Annotated in this window: 22 protein-coding genes and 1 pseudogene; 15 read left to right on the plus strand and 8 right to left on the minus strand. The window is 36.9% G+C overall.

Annotated elements, in window-relative coordinates; translation table 11 throughout:
- Positions 1-137: 137 nt before the first annotated feature.
- The 6 genes from ACQKMH_RS20830 (at position 138) to ACQKMH_RS20855 (ending at position 8,169) form a co-directional block, all read left to right on the plus strand.
- Positions 138-1,016 carry a dimethylarginine dimethylaminohydrolase family protein gene (locus ACQKMH_RS20830; protein ID WP_427589298.1) on the plus strand — a complete coding sequence of 293 codons (879 nt, stop codon included), beginning with the start codon at positions 138-140 and terminating at the stop codon, positions 1,014-1,016.
- 14 nt (positions 1,017-1,030) lie between these two features.
- Complete coding sequence (locus ACQKMH_RS20835; RefSeq protein ID WP_427589299.1) at positions 1,031-1,795, plus strand: dimethylarginine dimethylaminohydrolase family protein; 765 nt, start codon at positions 1,031-1,033, stop codon at positions 1,793-1,795.
- Between the two features lie 128 nt (positions 1,796-1,923).
- On the plus strand, positions 1,924-3,531 hold the full coding sequence (locus ACQKMH_RS20840) for a M20/M25/M40 family metallo-hydrolase (RefSeq protein ID WP_427589300.1): 1,608 nt from the start codon (positions 1,924-1,926) through the stop codon (positions 3,529-3,531).
- Positions 3,532-4,149: 618 nt separating this feature from the next.
- Complete coding sequence (locus ACQKMH_RS20845) at positions 4,150-4,911, plus strand: dimethylarginine dimethylaminohydrolase family protein (protein WP_427589301.1); 762 nt, start codon at positions 4,150-4,152, stop codon at positions 4,909-4,911.
- A gap of 28 nt (positions 4,912-4,939) precedes the next feature.
- Entirely contained in the window at positions 4,940-6,376 is a 1,437-nt protein-coding gene (locus ACQKMH_RS20850; RefSeq protein WP_427589302.1) for an amino acid permease, read from the plus strand.
- A 113-nt stretch (positions 6,377-6,489) separates the two neighbouring features.
- Positions 6,490-8,169 carry a M20/M25/M40 family metallo-hydrolase gene (locus tag ACQKMH_RS20855; protein ID WP_427589303.1) on the plus strand — a complete coding sequence of 560 codons (1,680 nt, stop codon included), beginning with the start codon at positions 6,490-6,492 and terminating at the stop codon, positions 8,167-8,169.
- Positions 8,170-8,574: 405 nt separating this feature from the next.
- Here ACQKMH_RS20855 and ACQKMH_RS20860 read toward each other — a convergent pair whose 3' ends face one another.
- The 6 genes from ACQKMH_RS20860 to ACQKMH_RS20885 all read right to left on the minus strand — a co-directional run bounded on the left by ACQKMH_RS20860 (position 8,575) and on the right by ACQKMH_RS20885 (position 14,791).
- Entirely contained in the window at positions 8,575-9,192 is a 618-nt protein-coding gene (locus ACQKMH_RS20860; protein ID WP_427589304.1) for a cell wall hydrolase, read from the minus strand.
- A 1,050-nt stretch (positions 9,193-10,242) separates the two neighbouring features.
- A complete protein-coding gene (locus ACQKMH_RS20865) occupies positions 10,243-10,872 on the minus strand; it encodes a 2OG-Fe(II) oxygenase (protein ID WP_427589376.1) in 630 nt (209 codons plus the stop codon).
- A gap of 408 nt (positions 10,873-11,280) precedes the next feature.
- Positions 11,281-12,117, minus strand: a complete 837-nt coding sequence (locus ACQKMH_RS20870) for a TIGR03943 family putative permease subunit (protein ID WP_427589305.1) — start codon at positions 12,115-12,117, stop codon at positions 11,281-11,283.
- A 14-nt stretch (positions 12,118-12,131) separates the two neighbouring features.
- Positions 12,132-12,986, minus strand: coding sequence for a permease (locus ACQKMH_RS20875; RefSeq protein ID WP_427589377.1), 855 nt, complete (start codon positions 12,984-12,986; stop codon positions 12,132-12,134).
- A 515-nt stretch (positions 12,987-13,501) separates the two neighbouring features.
- Positions 13,502-14,242, minus strand: coding sequence for a polysaccharide deacetylase family protein (locus ACQKMH_RS20880; protein ID WP_427589378.1), 741 nt, complete (start codon positions 14,240-14,242; stop codon positions 13,502-13,504).
- A gap of 189 nt (positions 14,243-14,431) precedes the next feature.
- On the minus strand, positions 14,432-14,791 hold the full coding sequence (locus ACQKMH_RS20885) for a DUF4183 domain-containing protein (RefSeq protein WP_427589306.1): 360 nt from the start codon (positions 14,789-14,791) through the stop codon (positions 14,432-14,434).
- A gap of 140 nt (positions 14,792-14,931) precedes the next feature.
- Between ACQKMH_RS20885 and ACQKMH_RS20890 the strand changes: the two genes are divergently transcribed.
- The gene (locus ACQKMH_RS20890; RefSeq protein ID WP_427589379.1) at positions 14,932-15,312 is read left to right on the plus strand and encodes a DUF4183 domain-containing protein; all 381 of its coding nucleotides are present in this window, start codon (positions 14,932-14,934) and stop codon (positions 15,310-15,312) included.
- A 201-nt stretch (positions 15,313-15,513) separates the two neighbouring features.
- Here ACQKMH_RS20890 and ACQKMH_RS20895 read toward each other — a convergent pair whose 3' ends face one another.
- A complete protein-coding gene (locus ACQKMH_RS20895; protein ID WP_427589307.1) occupies positions 15,514-15,687 on the minus strand; it encodes a Spo0E family sporulation regulatory protein-aspartic acid phosphatase in 174 nt (57 codons plus the stop codon).
- A 257-nt stretch (positions 15,688-15,944) separates the two neighbouring features.
- On the opposite strand from ACQKMH_RS20895, the gene ACQKMH_RS20900 reads away from it, so the two are divergent.
- The 4 genes and pseudogenes from ACQKMH_RS20900 (at position 15,945) to ACQKMH_RS20915 (ending at position 18,798) form a co-directional block, all read left to right on the plus strand.
- Complete coding sequence (locus ACQKMH_RS20900; RefSeq protein WP_427589308.1) at positions 15,945-16,652, plus strand: cytochrome c biogenesis CcdA family protein; 708 nt, start codon at positions 15,945-15,947, stop codon at positions 16,650-16,652.
- 191 nt (positions 16,653-16,843) lie between these two features.
- Positions 16,844-17,191, plus strand: a complete 348-nt coding sequence (locus ACQKMH_RS20905) for a response regulator (RefSeq protein ID WP_427589309.1) — start codon at positions 16,844-16,846, stop codon at positions 17,189-17,191.
- A 117-nt stretch (positions 17,192-17,308) separates the two neighbouring features.
- Positions 17,309-17,785 carry a CcdC family protein gene (locus tag ACQKMH_RS20910; RefSeq protein WP_427589310.1) on the plus strand — a complete coding sequence of 159 codons (477 nt, stop codon included), beginning with the start codon at positions 17,309-17,311 and terminating at the stop codon, positions 17,783-17,785.
- 136 nt (positions 17,786-17,921) lie between these two features.
- Positions 17,922-18,798 (plus strand): annotated as a pseudogene (locus ACQKMH_RS20915) (IS1595 family transposase).
- Between the two features lie 152 nt (positions 18,799-18,950).
- On the opposite strand, the gene ACQKMH_RS20920 reads toward ACQKMH_RS20915, so the two are convergent.
- Entirely contained in the window at positions 18,951-19,124 is a 174-nt protein-coding gene (locus tag ACQKMH_RS20920) for a hypothetical protein (RefSeq protein ID WP_427589311.1), read from the minus strand.
- Between the two features lie 252 nt (positions 19,125-19,376).
- Between ACQKMH_RS20920 and ACQKMH_RS20925 the strand changes: the two genes are divergently transcribed.
- From ACQKMH_RS20925 to ACQKMH_RS20940, 4 genes are all read left to right on the plus strand, one after another.
- Positions 19,377-20,432, plus strand: coding sequence for a YeeE/YedE thiosulfate transporter family protein (locus ACQKMH_RS20925; RefSeq protein WP_427589312.1), 1,056 nt, complete (start codon positions 19,377-19,379; stop codon positions 20,430-20,432).
- 39 nt (positions 20,433-20,471) lie between these two features.
- A complete protein-coding gene (locus ACQKMH_RS20930) occupies positions 20,472-20,699 on the plus strand; it encodes a sulfurtransferase TusA family protein (protein ID WP_048685981.1) in 228 nt (75 codons plus the stop codon).
- Positions 20,700-20,822: 123 nt separating this feature from the next.
- Positions 20,823-21,128 (plus strand): DUF3219 family protein, encoded by a 306-nt coding sequence (locus tag ACQKMH_RS20935; protein ID WP_427589313.1) that lies wholly within the window; start codon positions 20,823-20,825, stop codon positions 21,126-21,128.
- A gap of 81 nt (positions 21,129-21,209) precedes the next feature.
- On the plus strand, positions 21,210-21,638 hold the full coding sequence (locus ACQKMH_RS20940) for a DUF2621 domain-containing protein (protein WP_427589314.1): 429 nt from the start codon (positions 21,210-21,212) through the stop codon (positions 21,636-21,638).
- Positions 21,639-21,748 lie beyond the last annotated feature (110 nt).

Here is a 21,748-nt window from a genome sequence, read left to right on the forward strand (position 1 = left end):
TCTTTCATTTACGAGTAACATAAAAAATATCTAAAAATTTAAAACATATTGACAGTATACCATAATTAATTTTATAATTTAATAAAATTTCCTATTAGCGGAATCGTTTTCCGTTATGCGGAAAAAGGAGGAAGGTAATGAACTATTGTTCGTCTATGTACAAACCATTGCAACGTGTCATTGTAAAACATCCAAACGACGCTTTTATTAGTCAAGAACATATTAGCCAAGAATGGCGGAAGTTCAACTATGCAGAAGAGCCAGATTTCAAAGAAGCCTTAACAGAGTTTGGTGACTTTATTTCCATTTTGGAGAAATATGTTCCAAACATCGATTATTTACCCGCATCTTCGGAAGTGGGCCTGGACTCTTTGTATGCACATGACCCTGTCAAATTCACAAGCGAAGGAGCCATAATTTTAAAGTCTGGGAAAGAATTGAGGCAGCCTGAAGCAGATGTATACAAGGAATTTTGTAAGGAAAAGAACATCCCGATCATTGGTGTTTTGACTGGTGATGCTGTCGCTGATGGCGGGGATATCGTTTGGCTTGATGACCGGACACTTGCTGTCGGACATGGCTATCGAACAAACGCTGAAGCGATTCGACAATTAAAAGAGATGACTGCCCATCTTGTGGATGAATTCATCGTTGTCCAGCTTTCGCATGATCAGGGCGAAGGAGAATGTCTCCATCTTATGTCTTTCATCAGCATGGTCGACCATGATTTAGCGGTTGTTCATTCTCGTCTTATGCCAGTCTTTTTCAGAAAACTGCTTATAGAACGTGGCATTCAGCTTATCGAAGTGCCGGATGATGAGTATATGAACCTAGGTTGCAATGTGCTTGCATTAGCTCCGCGTGTTTGTGTAATGTCTAGTGGCAACGCTTACACCAAGCAAAAGCTTCTCGATGCCGGAGCCACAGTATATGAATACAAAGGAAATGAAATCAGTTATAAAGGCACTGGCGGACCCACCTGTTTAACCTGTCCGGTTGTGCGCACGAATATATAAAAATGGGGGAATAAATGATGTTTAAACATACAATTGTAAAAAAACCAGGAAAAAGTTATGTAAATGGATTAACAACATCCGACTATGGAAAACCAGATTATGAAAAATTATTGGAGCAGCATGCTGCATATGTAGAAGCTTTAAAAAAATGCGGGGTTTCAGTTACAATCTTGCCGGCAAGCGAAGAGTTTCCCGATTCAACATTCGTTGAAGATACCGCTGTTTTGACTCAGGAATTTGCCGTCATCACTAATCCGGGAGCTGATACAAGAAACGGTGAAATAAAAGAAATGGAGTCCGTTCTGAAGGATTTCTATAAAAAGTTTCACTATATAAACGCTCCAGGCACATTAGATGGAGGAGATGTCCTTCAAGTCGAAGAGCATTTTTATATTGGTATTTCCGATCGTACAAATGAGGAAGGTGCCCGCCAGTTAAAGGAAATCTTAGAATCTGAAGGCTATAAAGGGACGATTGTTCCGTTAAAAGAGTTCTTCCATCTGAAAACAGGAGTTGCCTACCTTGGCAATAACTTGATTGTAGCTGCAGGTGAATTTATCAATCATCCAGATTTTGCACAATACAAGAAAATCACGGTTTCAGCTAAAGACGAATACTCAGCAAACTGTATCCTCGTAAATGACTATGTGATTATTCCAAAGGGATATGAAGAAACGAAACGTAAAATGAATGATGCCGGTTATAAAACGATTGAACTTGATATGTCGGAAGTCCAAAAACAAGACGGTGGATTGAGCTGCCTGTCACTGCGCTTTTAAAAATCAGAAAATTGAGAGAAATGAAAGGTGGTTCGTCCTATGCGGGGATGAATGAACAAGTCATTTCATTAAGATCTTGAATCTTTCAAGACTACTCTTACATTAGTTAAATCCGGAAGGTGAATTCAATGAGTCAATTACTATGGGGTAGCCAGAGAACGCTTCGTGCTTTGTTATGTGAACTAGTTAGTTGGGAAAGCTGTACACACACAGAAGGGGAGCGCACATTCCCTTATAAAGTTCAAGAGAAATTAAGTGAACTTGATTATTTTAAAAAGAATCCAGATCACTTATCACTTCACAAAGCTGATCTGGGGAGGAATTTTGTCAATGCCTTTTACAAACATCCTGAAGCAAAGGAGACAGTTGTATTAATTAGCCACTTTGATACGGTTCAGACTGAAGAATACGGCGATCTTGAGACTCTTGCTTTTCAACCGGAGGAGCTCACAAGAAAACTTCATGATCGAAAAGGTGATTTACCGGAAGAAGCGCGCATTGATCTCGAATCGGGAAAGTACTTGTTTGGAAGAGGAACAATGGATATGAAAATGGGGCTTGCCCTTCATATGGCTCTTATTGAAAAAGCAAGTACCGAGCTATGGTCGATCAATTTGCTGCTGTTAACTGTCCCTGATGAGGAAGTGAATTCCGCGGGAATGAGAGCGGCAGTTAAAGAGCTTGTGAATTTACGTGATAAATATGATCTTTCTTATAAAATGTTTATTAATAGTGAACCATCTTTTTCACAGAAACCGGGGGATGATAGACATTATATTTATTCTGGAACGATGGGGAAAATCATGCCGGCAGCTCTTTTTTATGGGAAAGAAACTCACGTAGGTGAACCATTAAAGGGAATAACAGCCAACTATATTTCCACGTTCCTTACGCAGCTCATGGAGTGGAACCCTCTGTTTCAGGAAAGTGACCTTGGAGAGAAAACACCTTTACCCGTATCGCTCCAGCAAAAAGATTTGAAATTACAATATTCAACACAGACGCCTTATCGAGCAGCAGCGCTTTATAATGTTTTCCTTTTGAAAAGAAGTGCTGCTGAAATTATGAATTTATTCGAACAGGTTGCACAGGAAGCGGCGCTCATGTGCAATGATTCATATAAAGCTCTTTGCCGACGTGAACAAATTGAAGGTGTAGGCGAAGTGCAAGTGTTGCGCTACGAAAAATTAATTTCTTATGCAGAGGGGAAATTTGGTGGCAATTTTGTTGAACAAATAAAGAGTGAAGTCCAAGGAAACAAGGATTGGGATGAGCGGGATAAATCACTCCGAATCGCTGACAAATTGATGATTCAATGTCAGGAGCTGGCGCCGGCCATCGTATTGCTTTTTGCTCCTCCATATTATCCGGCAGTCAATGCATCTGATGACCCGCTTATCATTGATTCTGTTCAATTAATAAAGGAAACCGCCGGCAAGCTTGATGTAGAAGTCAGCCAAATTCATTATTTTAATGGCCTTTGCGATTTAAGCTATGTTCAATATAGTGATGAGGCTGATGGCTGGACGGCTTTTGAACGGAATACGCCAGTCTGGGGCGATACTTACAGCATTCCTTTCGCTGATATGCTTCAACTTCAAGCGCCCGTGCTCAATGTCGGACCGTTTGGCAAAGATGCACACCAGCGTACTGAGCGCCTTCACATCGATAGTGCCTTCATTCATACTCCTATTATGCTGGAGAGTTTAATGAAGAGTTTGGTTGAGCAGCGATAAAGGCATCCTATCATTTCTGTAAGGTTTGCGGAAGAATCTAAATTAAACGATGACAACGTATGCTTCGATTCTCTTCACACACAAGATTGAGTGAAAGCTAAACCAGGAATAACAATACGCCATATGAATCCATAACATTAGCAAATTACTTAAATTTTAGGAGCGATAACCGGTACAGGAAGGTTTGAAGGAGGATATGTCTATTGGCGGATGAGTGCACTCTGCCTGCAGCAAGAGGGGTTAGGACCAATGATGAAGCAATTGGACAATTGAAAGAAATTTCGTCACCTATTTAGAAAGTAATCGTAGTTCCTCTACTTCATGTAAAGGGTGCGTTGTCTATTCTCCTCTCAAGCCTGTTTTTGGAAACTCCAGCTGAATAGAGGAATCAATCCAATTGAAGTTTTAGATAACGAAAAGATATGAAGTTGCCGTGTGTTATCTATTCCATTAAGAAGATGTAATATGCTTGCTGGAAAACCATTACATAAAATGGATTGAACAGCATCGAGTGAAAGAGACAAATAGGAAGGAACAGAAATTTCATTTAAAGGTACGGGAGGTCCATTTAATACACTTCCCTTATTTTAAAAGTTCACTATATTAGGAGGAATATATATGTTTAAACAGGCGATTGTACGAAAGATTGGAAAAAGTTTTGTAAATGGATTAACTACATCCGATTTAGGAACCCCAAATTATGATAAAGCGCTTGAACAGCACGTCGCTTATGTAAAAGCCTTAAAACGCAGTGGTGTGAAAGTGACCGTACTCGAAATGGATGAAAACTTCCCTGATTCAACATTTGTAGAAGATACGGCGGTGTTGACGCCAAAATGTGCCCTTATAACCAATCCTGGTGCAGAAAGCCGAAATGGTGAAATTATTGAAATGAAAGAAGTATTAAAGGACTTTCATGACACAATTGAATATATTCAATCCCCTGGAATGTTAGATGGCGGAGATGTTATGCAAGTTGAAGATCGCTTTTATGTAGGCCTTTCTACCAGAACCAATGAAGCTGGAGGTCTGCAGTTTAAAGAGATTATGGGTAAATATGGATATGGCACGACCATTATTCCTCTTAAGAAATTTTTTCATCTAAAAACAGGAGTCAATTATTTAGGCGACAATAATTTATTAATAGCCGGAGAATTCATCAATCACGAGGCTTTTTCTAGCTATAATCGAATCGTTGTAACAGAGGAAGAAGAATATGCGGGTAACTGCATCCGAATGAACGACTACGTTATTATCCCGAAAGGATTTGAGGGAACTAAGAAAAAGATTGAAGATGTGGGATACACTGTGATTGAAGTGGAAATGTCTGAATTCCAAAAACAAGATGGCGGTCTTAGTTGTCTTTCTTTGAGATTCTAAGATAAGTAGGGAGAAGCTGGAATAAGGGATGAGAAAAGGACGTGATAATATGGGGAATGTTCTGGAGAACAATGATCAACTGCAACGCTCTATGAAAAGCCGTCATTTATTTATGCTTTCACTTGGTGGTGTTATTGGTACAGGCCTTTTTTTAAATGCAGGCTATACAATTAATCAAGCAGGTGCCGGAGGGGCTCTGGTGGGCTATTTAGCCGGTGGTCTTATCTTGTATATGGTAATGGTCTGTTTAGGCGAGCTAGCCGTTCATATGCCGGTTACAGGATCATTCCAAAAATATGCTGCTGATTATATTGGACCTTCCGCTGGTTTTTCGCTTGGATGGATGTATTTCGTCGGTTCAGCCGCAACTGCAGGAGTTGAGTTTACCGCTGCAGGAATATTGATGAAACAATGGTTCCCTCATGTTCCTACTTGGATTTGGTGTGCTGTGTTCATTGTGCTTTTATTTACATTGAATGCATTAACAACAAGGGGTTTCGCAGAGGCGGAATATTGGTTCGCTGGAATAAAAATCGTTGCAGTAATCTTGTTTATCATCATTGGAATCGCGGGCATCTTTGGCTTTGTCTCTTTCTCGGATCGTCCAACTCCATTCTTGGAGAATCTGGCTCCTACAGGTCTTTTTCCAGCAGGGGGTATTGCCATTGTCTTTGTCACAATGATGAATGTAATATTTTCTTATCAAGGCTCAGAACTAATAGGAATAGCAGCAGGGGAAAGTGAAAATCCTGAACAGAGCATTCCTAGGGCCATTCGAAATGTAATTTTTAGAATCATTGTATTCTACATTGCGTCTATCATTATTCTTTCTGCCATATTCCCTTCTTCCGAATTGGGTTTATTAGAAAGTCCCTTTGTCACTTTAATGAAGATAGCAGGGGTTCCATATGCAGCAGGTATCATGAATTTCATTATTTTGACCGCTATACTTTCTGTTGGGAATTCATGTCTTTATGCATCTTCACGTTTACTTTGGTCGATGGCACATGATGGAATGGCACCTAAGATGTTTGGTATTTTGACTAAGAGAAAAGTGCCGTTGAATGCCCTGTTATTTACCATAACTTTTTCACTTTTATCGTTATTAACTAGCTTTATTGCTGCTGATACTGTGTTCGTATTACTAATGTCTATTGCGGGTATTTCCGTTACAATCTCATGGATGGGAATTGCTTTATCGCAATATATGTTTCGAAGGAAGTTTATAAAAGCGGGTGGGAAATCGGAAGAATTACATTTCAAAGTCCCTTTTTATCCATTTGTTCCTTTGTTTTGTATAAGCTTTTGCTTGTTGATTCTAGTATTCCTTGCTTTTGACCCCACTCAACGAGTTGGATTATTTTATGGGATAGGATTTTTGGTAGCCTGTATATTATTCTATAAATGTATACTGGCAAAGAAAGAGAAGTCAAAAAATGATAGTAGAAAAGAAAAAATAATATAGTAATGACGATTCTGGTGATTAGCCAATATTATAAGTCCTTATGCTAGTAAATATAAGTTAACTAGATAAAAAGAGAAAGCGTTTCCATAATGATGAATATGAGGAGTGAGGGTGTGTATCATCAATTACAGAAAAAAGATATACCTGGACAGGTTGAATTTTTGACGCGACACCTAGTGGGAATTCAAAGCATTAATGGATCAGAAGGTGAAAGTGCTGTTGCAGATTTTATTAAAGAAGTTCTTCAAAGCTTTCCTTACTTTAAACAAAACCCTGGTTTTGTATGGGAACAGCCTGTTCCAAATGATACGGTTGAAAGGAAAAATATCTTTGCTCTCGTACGAGGAAAGAAAGCGTCCGATAAGACCGTTATTTTTCACTCTCATATTGACACGGTAGGAATTGAGGACTTCGGTCATTTAAAATCAGATGCTGTAAATCCTGATGTTTTGGAATCGTTTTTTTCCACATACGAGTTAGACAGCGACGTGCAAGCAGATGCTCAATCTGGGGATTGGATGTTTGGAAGAGGTTCTGTCGACATGAAAAGCGGTGCTGCGGTACACCTAGCTAATGTTTTGTATTTCACCGAACATTTAGATGAGCTATCAGGCAATATCCTTTTGATGATGAATCCTGATGAGGAAAGCCAACATAAAGGTATTATTTCGGCCATCCCAGAATTGAAAAGATTAAAAGAAGTGTATGAATTGGATTACGTATCAGCCATTAATAATGATTTTATCACCCCCCTTTATGAAGGTGATCCTCACCGCTATATTTATACAGGAGCAGCCGGCAAGCTTCTACCAAGCTTTTATGTATATGGGCGCGAGTCTCATGTAGGCGATACGCTTTCAAGCATTGACCCGAACTTTGTTGCGGCAGAAATCACACGCCGTATCCATAACAATTTAGAACTGGCAGAAAATATTGATGGCGAACTGACACTGCCGCCAACATGCTTGCAGCAGCGTGATAATAAAGAGTTTTATACGGTACAGACAGCGACAAGCAGTTATTTATACTTTAATTATTTTCTTTATGAATCAACAGCTAAAGAAGTGATGGATAAACTAACGGCTATCACAAGAGAAGCCTGTTTAGAAGCTGAGTATTATTTATTTAAACAGTACCAGGAATTTCTTAAACGTTCGTGTTTACCAGGAAAGGAACTTTCTTGGTACATCGAAGTCACGAGTTTAGCGGATTTTATAAAAGAGCTGGAAAGCAAGGGACTTCCTGCTGCTAGAACGGCAAAAGAAGTACAAAAAGAACATCAGCATATAGAACCAAGAAAACGTTGCTTTAAAATCGTGGAAGCACTGCAAAATCTAGATCCGAATAAAAAACCAAGGGTCATCATTTTCTTTGCTCCGCCTTATTTACCGCACAATTATTTGAATGAAGAAGATGAGCGTGATGCAAAGCTTCTGCAATCCATCAAAGAAGTATTAGCGGAAACGGAACAGCAGACCGGTGAACAATTTGCCTTGAAAAAATTTTTCCCTTATTTGGCAGATGGCAGCTTTCTTTCCTTGCATGAAACGGATGAAGAAATCAGTTCTTTGACTAATAATTTTCCGGAATGGGAATCGATTTACCCAGTCCCGGTTAAAGGCATTCGTGAACTGAATATCGCTTCCGTGAACATGGGCGTTTATGGGAAAGACGGACATAAGTGGACGGAGCGCGTCTATAAACCGTATACATTCCATGTACTTCCTGAACTCATTCGCAAAACAGCTATCAAATTATTGGAACAGGAAGAAAACACACTGTTAAGTGTTTGACAATATGCCTGTTGCTACCTATATTCTTTCGGGGAGTGACAGGTATTTATGGACATCCACTAGTAGGGTCATATTATGACTCATCCACCATTTATGAATAGTGAGTGGTTCATTAGCTATAATTCTTTTTGTATTTTGAACGTAGATACAGGGGCAGCTTCACATGCCCATCAAGATAACAGGATGAACCACCCAAAATGATAAAATGAACATTTCTATTTTTTAGATGAAAAAAAATTTCGTTTTGGGGGTTAAACATTTTCTTAGGTTGATGGCTATTGGGGACGCCAAAAAGGTCGGGCAAATACTGCCTGACCATTCAACTATACCCCATGAAATAGTTAATTGGGATAATGATAATTCGAAACTATAAAAATATAATGGCAATATGTATGTAGATTAGTTTTACTTTGCAAATAAGTGGTTGCCTATTTTAATGACTTTTTCCCTAGTGAAAATCCATTCATCTGTTGCCAAGTGTGGATTATAATAATAAACAGAACCCTTTGTAGGATCCCAACCTTGTAATGCATCAATAACAGCTTGATAAGAATTGCTATTTGGGGTCAAATAATATTGCCCATCATGTATAGCTGTAAAAGCATTTGTCTGAAAAATAACATCGTAAGTATTTTTAGGAAAACCTGGTGTTGACATTCGGTTCAAAATTACTGCAGCGACAGCAACTTTTCCTTCATAGGTTTCTCCTCGAGCTTCTCCATGAACAACCCTGGCCATCATTTCAATACTATTTACCTTTTGTTGTGTTTGTAATCCATAAATTCCATCTGGCAATAGTTTAGCATCTAATTGAAGTTGTTTCACTGCATGATCAGTAATTGACCCATAATATCCTGTTGGTTGGCTTTTAAAGTAACCCATTTTCTTTAACTTTTCTTGTAGGTCATAAACTGCTTGTCCTTGACTTCCATTGTGTAAAATTTCTTGAGCAAAGATTGAATTTGGTATGAAAAACAAGAAAAAAACGAAAGCAAAAAACGACATTTTAACATTTAACTTCAAAATAATACCACATCCTTCGATTAATTTTGCTACTATTCTACTTTATCATACAAGGAAAATAGATTTATCTTACAATAGTTCTATTTTTAACCTAATATAGAATTAATTTTCAGGCTAATGAGTTTCTTGATAAAAAGAGAAAGAATCGACTAAATGGAAGTTTATCATGGAATCGGGACCTACAGCAGATCATGCCATCGCTCATTTTCATGCTGCCAGAGAAGCTATTACGAACAAGTAAGCGGACAATTGTTAATGCTGTAACAAATGGCGGAATTTCTTTATTGAAAAGACTCGGTTTTAAGGAGTTTTAGAGAAAGCAACAAATTCAGGCCGAGGAGTTAGCTGATTGGTTTAAAAATGGAATAAAAAAAACCCGGATAAATAGCCGGGAATGGGTCTATAACTGGTGTTTGGTGTATATTATTGCGCGCAGGTCGTAGTTTAGCTAACTAACATGTTTGTCGTACTCTTTAGTTTGGTATAGAAGGAAGAGGGGGAGGCTTCATTGCTCACTTTGGTTGCGCGTTGATAATGATTGTTTTGATCCATTCATGCTAAAAAAAAGATGTAACCACGTACAATATCAAGACATTCAAACAACAAAATTAGCGATGTTCCAATTTATTGAAGGATGTATAACAGAAAAAGAATTCATAGTAGTTTAGGGAGCCAAATCCTACTAGGCGATTGTTTGGAATAGGGCTTTCTTAATATTAAACTTTTGTGTCCAAAATAATGACTCAAATCCAATCTGTACCTTTTTTCATACATTCGAATATGTAAACGATTTTTGAAACGGACTTATTATGAGTACGACACTCTTGAGTTCAAAATTCAAAGACCTCTCTGAAAATACGACTTTCTTCTATATTAAAAGATTTTATAAGAAAAAAGGGGAGGTCATTCATAAGATGTCGATATTTTGTGAATTTTTTGTCCCCGACTTCATTCCTAAAGGATAATAACAAATTTAAAGGTTTAGAGGGGACAGGTATTTGAAAAAAATACTCTAATTTACCGTTTTGGACAATGAACGTCTATCAGTTGTTACTTTTTTTGTCTTCTCATCCATTGTGTTGCAACCCATTTTTCTTCAGTTATAACTGGCGCTCCACCATGTAAAGTTAGCTCGTTTACGTGTTTATCGTTATAGAAATATTCAAAATACACTGCCATCCCTTTTTTGGGTGATACAGAAAAATTCAGTTTAGGAAAAAACGTTTCTCCCCCATGCTCTACATCATTTAAGTACATGACAATTGTGCTGATTCTATTATTTTTGGTCTCTTTACTTGTAAAAAAATCAAAATGAGCTTTATATTCTTGACCAGGAGAATATTTGAGAATTTGAATCCCATCCCCATGTTCAATGGGTATATTCATTATAGATGATATTCTTTTTTCAATTCTGGCAATGATATCATTTTCATTTTCTTGAAAAAACATACCACTGCTTGTTCTTATCTCATTTACTTCATGGGAATCTCCAATTTTAGAACGATGCATTTTGTCTTTTGACAACCTAATTAGTTCGTCACATTCTTCGTCACTCAAAACACTTCCTAAAACTACTATTAGTGGTTCTTCTAATCTGGCAATGATATCTATTTCTCTATCTTCCGTTTTGATTCTATTTCCAATATGGTTAAAAATAGTTTGTTCTTTACTAATATCCATTGTCAATTTTCATCGACTCCTTAAAGGTTTCAATTTTCAGAATGCGGTTATCTATGATGATTATATCATGAACCTCTCGTAATATACCTGTTCTGTATTCAGCTAACAGGTACGATCAAATAAAAAGGCTTACTAGAAAAATAATACTGGTTGCCCTTTTTTAAGAGAATTTATTATGAGCAGCCGGGGGAAGACATAAGGTGTGAGGGTCATTTTACAAGCGAAGATATAAAACAAGCCCATCCTTAAAGATGGGCACTTTGAATTTAGTATTTAAGTTTAATAAATTATGCATCTTCAATAAATTACCTCAATAAACCAACAGCATAATCTTTCAAACCATGGTTACCGATGTGCAATCATTTGACTGGCTGAAGGATATATAGTTACCTCTTAATGAATAGTTCTTTAATAATTTCTATAAACATAAGGATCATCGGGCTCAACGGTTTTAGTCTGCGATGTTACTTTGAGTATGGGAATGGTTTTCTTAAATGGCTGATAATAAATGGTTTCTAGTTTACCTGTCACGGAATACCACTCATCATTTTTTGGATGCATTCCTTCCGGAAATTCGATTAGCATACCGAATACCCCAGAGTCTGCGACACAATGGATGACCCCAAAGCGAAACAGAAATACCTGGTTTTTAGATAAATCCTTTGAATTGTAGGAAAAACCAGTTAACGTAATGTTTTTACCTGTGAACTTTCCAGGAGAATAATAGATGGCTTCCAAATCCTTAAGGTAGTTTTTGTCGGTTAATTGCAGGCTATCACGTTTAACTAAGCTGTTTAGAGACTCATCCATTAAAGTTAAATAGTCATCCTTACCATAATACAAACTTGTATCAGGTTGCAGAAATTGATGCTGACTATATTCATCGGTGTCATCGTATACGGGGAAATGAAATCCTTTCTTTTCTACGATATTCGAATCCATTGTGGCAACAGGCAAGAAGAGTCCGGTATAAATGGGAATCAAAAATAGCGAGTAAGTAAGGAGTTTTTTCCATCTTTTGTTTTCTTTTGAGTGATCATGCCCGCAATGACAATCATCACACTCTTTTTTATCATCTTCTTTAATATATAAGTAGGAACCCATTAATGTAAAAATAGCTAATATATAGATAGCAATCTCTGAAACATAAGAATATTCCATATTAATGTATTTCGATATATTCCCTGAGGCGTGTAAATGCATGAATAAAAAAGTAAGTCCAAGTAATATGAATAAACGTCCCATATAAAACACCCTCTTTAAGAAATGAACAATAAAGTTAAGCCTAGTACGGAAATAAATATATAAGCCATCAAACATAAAACAAATTTTGTTTTGAAAGTACCTAAAAGCATGATCGTATTTTTAATATCGAACATGGCCCCAAATACAAGAAACGCAACGATTGAAGAGGTCGAGAAGGTGCTTCTAAAAGAACTCGCAACAAAGGCGTCTGCTTGGGAACACAAGGACATCACATAAGACAATGCCATCATAACTACATTCCCGGATAGATTTCCTTGACCAATTTCAAGCAATAGGGATGTTTTCAAAAAGGTTTGAATGGCAGCTGCCAGTAGTGCGCCAATTATTAAGTACTTTCCAACAGAAAAGAACTCTTCAATCGAGTGTTTAAACATCCCCGTTATTTTGTCTTTAACCGTATGGGAATGGTGATTGGTATGTTCGATATGTTCATGTTTAAGTTGATTTGTCTTAAATTGGAAAGAGAGAATACACGCAATAATTATGACGACCAATAGTGCAGTTCCGCCACGATAGATAACCATGCTCCAGCTATTCCCAAATGCAATATAAGTGGAAAACAGAACAATTGGATTCAGAATAGGTGCAGAAAGCATAAAGGCAATGGCAGCTGAAAGTGGAACGCCTTTAGCAATCAAACGGCGGGTAATCGGGACGATCCCGCACTCACAAGCAAGAAAAAATACCCCTGCACATATTGCGAATAAAACAGATAAGATCGGATTTTTCGGTATAACCTTTGCTATCATTTCTTCTGACACAAAAATTTGGATGATTCCAGATATAAGGACTCCCAATAAAATGAAGGGAAGGGATTCAATTAGGATGCTAATAAATATCGTATTCATTTGTAAAAGTGCCTGAACGTTCAAATCATAAACCGCCTTCCATATAGCTGACTTAACTATACTAGTTTCGGAATGCAAGGAAGTCAATTTATTATTACTGGGAGCTATAGGTTAAAAGGTAGGAGATATTTGTAAGGTGAATTGGTTATATATTATATAGGCTTTAAAGGAAGGTTAAGAGAAGAACACCGGGAGAATTACAAAACAAAAAAAGTAGGGTATTGTAATTTGAATCAACAAATATTTTCCGAATTATTGTATTTTGGAATAGAAAGTAAAACAGAGATCGAAGGGTTCAGGAGAGAAGAAATAGCGGCTATGAATATACAGGAATAAATGACTGGAAGGCGTAATATGTAATTCGGAAAGCCCCATTATTGTTTCTCGTGATGCCTTTCAGAAGCGAGAGCTTGCAGAGGACCTGATCGTCCATCGATAGGTCCATTTATTTGCCGCCAAAATGAAATGATTTTGGAATGAATTCCAGATAAATAAAAATGTTTTTTACGATATGCTCATTCAACAGGGAAGGTTCTGAAAAATCCGGGTGTACTCACGTTGGAACGAAATATTAAATCAGATACCGTAACACATTCATAGCCGTTTTTATACAAATAATCCAATGTCGTTTCTAATGCTATTACCGTTTGGGGACGATCGCTCCAATCGTGCAGGAGAATGATATCACCTGCTCGTAACGAATTGATTATATGAGTGGAGATTTTATTTGGTGCAGGTCTTTTCCAGTCTTGGGGATCTTGATGCCAGGACCACAGAATAACCTTATATCCTTTTTTTACTGCTGTATTAATAATTATATCGTTATGAAGACCACCTACAGGACGATATAGGGATGGTTTGTATTTAGCAATGTCCCAAATCACTTTATCTGTTTGATCTAATTCAGAAGATAATAAATCGGCTGTCATATTTTTATTGTAATAATGATGATAGGTGTGATTAGCAATTTCATGACCTTCTTTTATTTCTCTCATTAGAATGCCAGGATTACTTTTTACTTTATTACCTGAAACAAAAAAGGTAGCTTTGGCATTATACTTAGCCAATATATCCAGGATTTGAGGTGTGTAGGAAGGGTGTGGTCCATCATCAAAAGTTATGGCTACGATTTTTTCTTTTGTGTGTCCTTCCCAAATAACATTTCCAGTTTTTTCGTATGCTTCGCGACTGGAAGTTATGGCCTGGATATATGGAGTGTCACAAAATAAACAAAGGATGAAAACTGAAAAAGTCATGAGTAAGGTTTTCAAAATAATGCCCTCCTGTACATGTATATACGACATAGTATATGGAGTTCAACTTTATTTATTAAAGACGTTCAATAGTTCAGCCCATTTATTAAAGTATTACTTGTTGGTGATTTTTTGTATTACAAGAAAGTGCAGGATTCAACCGTTTCCTGTTTGCTTATTGAGGGAAGTTGTTTAAATAACGAACATTTGCAATATGATAGGTGTCCCTTTTATTGGTGTATCAATCGTATTCAATTTAAACTTTCCCTTTTCAACCGTGTAATTATCATGAGGCTGTAAAACACCATTTATAAATAAATTCATAAAGGAAGTATTTGAGGGATCAAGTATTATCTGTTTACCTATATCTGTAATTCCATCTTTTTCTTCAAATATGCGTTGGTAGCCATTTGCAATAGCATAAAATTCGTAAGAAACAATGTTTCTCGGAATCCTTGTGCGAATTTCTTGGGGAGAGCACTTAGGGAAAAACAACAAAGGTTTCGGGATTTGGGTATCCATTTTAATGAAACGGCAATTTTCCTGATCCATTTTTAAAACTCTCCCCTTTTTTTCTTATCTCCTTATCTATTTTATAAAAAGTGCAGATTATCGGTGAGGACCATTTTTGGATTTAGTCTATACAATTCCATTCATGAAGTCATAGCATGGAGAGAAGAGAGGTGAATATATTGCCGTTAAAAATAATGAAATTAGCCATAGCGGCTACCTCGGAGATCAATATAAATCCACTGGTGACCCGATTTTTTTATGAGGTACCCGCTGCATTGGATGGTCCAACGACACTTCCAATTGATGCAGCAAGTTTTTGGTCGGATACGGGCGCTCCTGCTACTGCGTTGCCTGTATTAAGTACGGAAAACAGCTCATATGAAGTGTATATTAATGGTGTGCTGCAAATGGAGGATATATCCACATACACTCCAGGGGCAACTGGAGTAGGAAGTCTTGTAATCACTGTTCCAACCGGTTCCTCCATTATAGCTGGATCTCCGGTAACTCTTGTCGTGACTAACTATGCACCAACATCCGATGTTGATATTGTAACGTGATCGTTGTATGTCATCTTAAATAAAAAGATGAAGACAGGCAGTGCCGAAAGGGATTGCCTGTTTTTTTATTTGAGGGTATGTCATTTTTATAATCATTCACATTATGGAAGGGTTTGGAAAAGGGGAGATTGACTGTCAAAAGTAAGCATACAATGACAGAGATGAGATCGAAGGGAGAGATAAACTGGTAAGAAATCAGGATTAAAAATCTGTACCAGTTTTATAAAAAAGTTCATTATATTTATTTAATAAATGATCAAGCTGCTGGCTATATTCAACTGCTACACGGGAGTTTAAACCATCTTTAGCGACAATTTTAATTAGCTCATTTCTCTTTATTTCAATCTGTTCGAGAAATTCATTCTCTTTAGCCATTTTAATTCCTTTCTGTCCCCAACATTTTTTCAAGGTACCTTTTTAATAAGTGTTAGTTGTAAAATCTGTATGAATATAACAATTATATCGGCTTGGACTTATGAATTCAAATAAGTTCACTTTATAAAACTTAAGCACGATTCTATTTTGAATGTCTGCCTTTTAGTTGTCATGAATTATTCACAGTTCCATAAATGTATTTTTTTATCTTATTTGTTACAATGTTTATAGTTTGACATACATAGGGGTGAGCTTATTTGAATGATATAAACATATTTTTAGCTTTTGGGGCAGGCTTTTTGAGTTTTATTTCTCCGTGCTGCTTACCGCTATATCCAGCTTTCTTATCTTATATCACTGGTATGAGTGTTGGAGAAATCAAATCCGAGAACGCCATGCTTCAAAGGAGAAGCATGCTTCATACTTTATTCTTCCTTCTTGGATTTTCATTGGTTTTTATTGCAATAGGTTTTAGTACAACCTTTCTAGGTTCTTTTTTCTCGGATTACAAAGAATTAATCCGTCAAATTGGTGCCATTTTAATTATCGTTTTTGGATTATTCATTGTAGGGATATTTCAGCCGAAATCATTGATGAAAGATAGTCGGTTTGAATTTAAAAACCGACCTAGCGGATACGTTGGTTCCATTCTTATCGGTCTTGCTTTTGCTGCTGGATGGACACCTTGTGCAGGTCCACTATTAGGTGCCGTCATCTCTTTAGGTGCAACAAATCCAGGGGCTGCAATGAGCTATATGACTGCCTATATATTAGGTTTTGCCATACCGTTTTTCATTTTATCCTTCTTTGTTGGAAAATTGAAATGGATCAAAAAATACAGCCAATACATTATGAAGATTGGCGGATATTTAATGATTGTAATGGGTATCATTTTGTTTTTTAATTGGATGACCAAGATAATTGCAGTCCTATCTAGACTATTCGGTGGCTTTACGGGATTTTAGTGCATAATAATACATTTATTCAAAAAAATTCTAGTTGAATGATTTTTAGGTATTTTTCACCCTGTATTTTGTTCGTTTCTAGGTTAAAACTGTTGATTTTGGGGTCTAAAGACATGTATCCTACATAGTATAAATTACATTTCTAACGATAGGTTTAGCAGTGCTACTGTTTGAAATGAGGAGGAACGGACATGGCCCGAATATTAATAGTTGATGATGCTAAGTTTATGAGAATGACACTTTCAAATATTTTATCAAAAGCAGGGCATGTTGTGATCGGTGAAGCTGAGAATGGGAAAGAAGCGGTTGATCTAAATCCTGACTTGGTGACAATGGATATAACGATGCCAGTATTAAGCGGTCTGGATGCGGTTAAAGAAATTAAAAAGGAATTTCCTTTTGCAACGGTTATCATGTGCTCTGCAATGGGGCAGCAAAAAATGGTTGTCGAAGCAATTGAAGCCGGGGCAAAAGATTTTATCGTTAAGCCTTTTGACGAAAGTAGAGTACTGGATGCCATCCATAGGGCGCTAAATTAATAACGCTCTCCTTGTTTATCTTAAATAGGTACTATATACTTTGTTTATTAATGGAAGTCATATATAATTTTTTATGGGTACTTACCTATTTTTAGTTAAAAAAGGGATGGTTATGAAATGATATATATATCAACAGGTATAGCGATTGTGATGGCTATGGGTGTATTCATGTTAAGAATGAAAGAAACTAAAAAACCGGTGAATGAAAAGAAAATCATCTTACCTCCGCTGTTCATGAGTACAGGTGCTTTAATGTTTCTTTTCCCAATGTTCCGGGTCACTCGATACGAATTTTTGGAGGCACTTGTTGCAGGGATGCTATTTTCCATCCTATTAATAAAAACTTCAAAATTCGAAGTTCGAGATGATAAAATTTATATTCTTCGTTCTAAAGCGTTTATATTCATTCTGATTGGACTCATGGTGATTCGGCTTGTGGCGAAACTGATGCTTGGTAGCACAATTGAAATTGGCGTCTTAAGTGGAATGTTTTTCTTACTTGCTTTTGCGATGATCGTCCCATGGAGAATCGCCATGCTATACCAATACAAAAAGGTTAAAGCCGCTAGTTTCAGCGAAAGTAATTTGGTGTGAGGGATAACACTTACAACCTGAGTCGACATTTATGATGACTCAGGTTTTTTCAATTGGCTGTTTTCGTGTAGATTGTTGCTCTCTTGAAAATACTGATTATGGTTGAATATAATGCATTTTCAGGTGGCGTTCAATAATGTGGAGATATGTGTATGAAGTAGTCGGAGAATTAAAAAAAGTTGATCAACTAGCCTTATTTAAGGCGATAAAACAAGACCTATACCCAAAAGAAGAAAATAAAATGGTTACTTCCTAAGATCAAGGAGTCTCGCTTTTCGTCTGGTTTAGGTTGTCTTCATTGCGGAAGTACTGCTGTAAAACGTAATGGTAAATATCGTTCTAGACAAAGATATTTATGCAAGGGTTGTGGAAAAATATTTAATGATATGACAAATACGCCTTTTTCAGGTTCACGTTATCCGGAAAAATGGATTAAATACATTAAAATGATGATAAACGGCGTTACATTACCGAAGATTTCAGACTCTTTAAAAATTCAAATATCTACCGCATTTTATTGGAGACACAAGATTTTAAATGCTTTAGGAAGTCACGGGTTCAATCAATTATCTGGCATCATTGAAAGTGATGAGACTTTCTTTCGTGAATCTTTAAAAGGTCGTAGATTTATACATCGTAAACCAAAAAAACGAGGAGTAAAGGGCGAAAAACGAGGTATTTCAAATCTGAAAATTGCTGTAGTTGTAGCACAATACCGCAATAAAACAATATTATAGCGAGAATGGCGGGTAGAAAGCAGATGAAATTGATGCGGTTATCGGGGATTATATAGCCCATTCTTCTTTGTTATGCACGGCTTGAAAGGATGGATGGAACGATTTCAAGGCGTTGGTACGTATTATTTGGATAGTTACCTCTACTGGTATCGTTTGATTGAGTTACATAAAAACTTAGCATTTGAAAATCGGATAGAGCAAATGCTTATTTCAGCTTGTCAAAAATCTAACTATTTCACAGTTGAAGCGTTAAGAAAAGATAAAAAGCATCATTAATCAGATGCTTTTTGGTAGATTCAGTGGTTTATTGTTATTTAACTAACGGAGCAGTTTAGTTGAATAAGAAAAAAAGATTAATGCGTATTTGACTTAAAATGCGAAACAAAAATAAACTGTACAAGGATGACAATTCATTTAATAGGTAGGTATTATTTCACATTCTTTAGAGGGGAAATTACCTTGTTATAAAAAAATCTTTCCCATTTAGCTAACAAACCGTTCCCATTTTCACCACATTGAATTTCAATTTCGTGGTTTTTATGAAATTCTGCTATTCGTTTATTATGCTCTTTGTGCAATTGATGGAAAGCTACTTGTTTCATTATTATCCCTCCTTTCGATTAACCATAATTATATATCCTGGGTTGATTATAGCAAAGTATACTACACCTTTTGTAGATTAAATCTGCCTTTTAGTTTTAACAGCAACAATCTTTGAGAAAACAGCCTTTCAATTTTTTCTTGGAACATTTCATGTTAATGATCACTTTTTTGATTAAAAAACCTAGTAATTTCATATGAATTATATTATATTAGTACTGTTATTATTATTTTACTTAAGGAGGAAACGGTTCATGTTACAAATGATTATATTCGGGATTATTTGTGGTGTACTGCTGGGATTTGTGCTTCAAAGAGGCCGTTTCTGTGTTGTTGGTGCATATCGTGATTTGATTTTAGCTAAAGATGGACGTATGTTTTTAGCTACATTCGTTGTTATAGCGATACAAAGTATTGGTGTTTATGCATTGAATGATACAGGGATCATTCAATTTGGAAATGACGGTTTTCCTTGGTTGGGAACTATCGTCGGTGGATTTATTTTTGGCATTGGAATGGTGCTAGCCGGCGGTTGTGCTACTGGAACTTGGTACCGTGCCGGAGAGGGCATGATTGGCAGTTGGGTTGCCCTTTTTGGATATATGCTTGGAGCTGCAATGACAAAATACGGGGTTTGGAAAGCGGCAGGGGACAATCTGTTGTCGTATCGTACAAGTGATACGTACATTCATGAAACATTGAATGTTTCGCCATGGGTGCTTGTAATTGTTGTGACCATTTTGGTGGGCATCTTGGTGATTCGTGAATTAAGAAAACCTAAACTGCCAATCTTCAAAATGAAACCGAAAAAAACCGGATTGGCTCACATTTTATTCGAAAAACGGTGGCATCCATTTGTTACAGCATTATTGATTGGCCTGATCGCAATCATGGCCTGGCCACTAAGTGCAATGACAGGTAGGATGTTCGGTCTTGGAATTACGGCTCCTTCCGCTAACATACTCACTTTCCTAATAACAGGTGATAATGCGTTGATCGATTGGGGGACGTTTTTAGTATTGGGTATTTTCCTTGGCGCTTTCATTGCAGCAAAAGGGAGCGGTGAATTCCGTTGGCGCTTGCCTGATATCAAAACGTTGCGTAATAATGCAATTGGCGGTGTAATCATGGGATTTGGTGCAAGTGTTGCAGGAGGGTGTACAATAGGTAATGGTCTGGTGAACTCGGCGTTATTTGCTTGGCAGGGTTGGATTGCCATTGTCTTTTTCCTATTAGGTACATGGGTAGCCACTTATTTCACGATTATCCGTAAGCAAAAGAAAACAGCGGCTATTTCAAAAGCTGCATAAGAATGTGATGAAAATTATCTATTGGGGAGTGTAATGTATATGGCGAAGGTATTGGAAACGACTGGGATGGTATGCCCATTCCCTTTAGTGGAAGCTAAAGAAGCAATAGTGGATATGGCCAAAGGAGAGGAACTAATCATCAATTTCGATTGTACCCAAGCAACGGAGAGCATTCCTCGCTGGGCAGCTACTGAAGGTCATGAAATCACGGAATTTGAACAAATCGATGACGCTAAATGGCGTATAATCGTTAAAAAGGGAAAATGATTTAAAGAAACGTGCCAAGGTAACTTGTGCACGTTTTTTATATTATTTAAGGCTGAATCGTTGGAGCTAAAAAGCCCTAAGTGATAACATATCATTAACCACATTTAAGGAGATGTTGATAAAATGGTAGATGAGGTCATTTTAAATGATGTTCCACTGCAGGTTACTGATTTTCTTGCTGAAACTGTAAAGGATTCTGAAAGTGGAGAAATCAGAAAAGTCAGTTTTAATTTCAAGGTCACGAATAGTGAATATCATGATATTACTACACTGCTTTATCAAATGGTTTTTGATGTGAAAATTCCACAGTCAAATGAGGAATTTAGGGCAGAGATTTTTAACTATGCAACTTCAGTAACGAATCTTTATGAAGAAAATGCTGTGGGTGACTTTTCGCTGGTCTTACTGGAAGTGAACGAAACGGAATGATTACATTGCCAGTCTTGTAAAGATATGGGTTACTGTCTATAATAATAGTGACGATCATTCTATACATATGAGGTGGTACTTTTGCTAAGTGGCTGGTTTTTATGGTTTATTCTATTTTGGGTAGCCCTTTTAATTATATTGATGAGCATAGGTGGCTTTTTCATGTTTCGAAAGTTCCTTAAAAGATTTCCTAAAGAAGATGGGAAATCCGATATGGATTGGGAAGAATACTATTTGGAACAAACAAAGCACCTTTGGTCAAAGCAGCAAAAGGAATTACTTGAAGATTTAGTGAGCCCTGTACCAGAACTTTTCCGCGATGTTGCCCGTCATAAAATTGCGGGGAAAATCGGTGAATTGGCTTTAAAGGAAAAAGCGGACGATATTTCGGAGGATCTAGTGATACGCGGATATATCATTGCCACACCAAAACGTGACCATAAATTTTTACAAAAAAAATTAGCCGAAAGAAAAGTGAATATGAGTCCATATGAACATTTATTCAGCTAATGATGAAAAAGGCAGACTCTTAGGAGTGTGCCTTTTTTATTCTGTATAAATGATGTATAAATGAAAACGGACTATGTGGTAAAAATTAGAACGTTTGTACCCAAACCATG

The organism is Peribacillus sp. NPDC097895 (assembly GCF_050277555.1).
Taxonomy (GTDB): Bacteria; Bacillota; Bacilli; order Bacillales; family DSM-1321; genus Peribacillus.

Excerpts from the sequence above, each read along its gene's own strand:
- ACQKMH_RS20830 (WP_427589298.1), top strand. The coding sequence starts at position 138 with ATGAACTATTGTTCGTCTATGTACAAACCATTGCAACGTGTCATTGTA.
- ACQKMH_RS20835 (WP_427589299.1), top strand. The coding sequence starts at position 1,031 with ATGATGTTTAAACATACAATTGTAAAAAAACCAGGAAAAAGTTATGTA.
- ACQKMH_RS20840 (WP_427589300.1), top strand. The coding sequence starts at position 1,924 with ATGAGTCAATTACTATGGGGTAGCCAGAGAACGCTTCGTGCTTTGTTA.
- ACQKMH_RS20845 (WP_427589301.1), top strand. The coding sequence starts at position 4,150 with ATGTTTAAACAGGCGATTGTACGAAAGATTGGAAAAAGTTTTGTAAAT.
- ACQKMH_RS20850 (WP_427589302.1), top strand. The coding sequence starts at position 4,940 with ATGAGAAAAGGACGTGATAATATGGGGAATGTTCTGGAGAACAATGAT.
- ACQKMH_RS20865 (WP_427589376.1), bottom strand. The coding sequence starts at position 10,872 with ATGGATATTAGTAAAGAACAAACTATTTTTAACCATATTGGAAATAGA.
- ACQKMH_RS20870 (WP_427589305.1), bottom strand. The coding sequence starts at position 12,117 with ATGGGACGTTTATTCATATTACTTGGACTTACTTTTTTATTCATGCAT.
- ACQKMH_RS20875 (WP_427589377.1), bottom strand. The coding sequence starts at position 12,986 with ATGAATACGATATTTATTAGCATCCTAATTGAATCCCTTCCCTTCATT.
- ACQKMH_RS20880 (WP_427589378.1), bottom strand. The coding sequence starts at position 14,242 with ATGACTTTTTCAGTTTTCATCCTTTGTTTATTTTGTGACACTCCATAT.
- ACQKMH_RS20885 (WP_427589306.1), bottom strand. The coding sequence starts at position 14,791 with ATGGATCAGGAAAATTGCCGTTTCATTAAAATGGATACCCAAATCCCG.
- ACQKMH_RS20895 (WP_427589307.1), bottom strand. The coding sequence starts at position 15,687 with ATGGCTAAAGAGAATGAATTTCTCGAACAGATTGAAATAAAGAGAAAT.
- ACQKMH_RS20905 (WP_427589309.1), top strand. The coding sequence starts at position 16,844 with ATGGCCCGAATATTAATAGTTGATGATGCTAAGTTTATGAGAATGACA.
- ACQKMH_RS20910 (WP_427589310.1), top strand. The coding sequence starts at position 17,309 with ATGATATATATATCAACAGGTATAGCGATTGTGATGGCTATGGGTGTA.
- ACQKMH_RS20920 (WP_427589311.1), bottom strand. The coding sequence starts at position 19,124 with ATGAAACAAGTAGCTTTCCATCAATTGCACAAAGAGCATAATAAACGA.
- ACQKMH_RS20925 (WP_427589312.1), top strand. The coding sequence starts at position 19,377 with ATGTTACAAATGATTATATTCGGGATTATTTGTGGTGTACTGCTGGGA.
- ACQKMH_RS20930 (WP_048685981.1), top strand. The coding sequence starts at position 20,472 with ATGGCGAAGGTATTGGAAACGACTGGGATGGTATGCCCATTCCCTTTA.
- ACQKMH_RS20935 (WP_427589313.1), top strand. The coding sequence starts at position 20,823 with ATGGTAGATGAGGTCATTTTAAATGATGTTCCACTGCAGGTTACTGAT.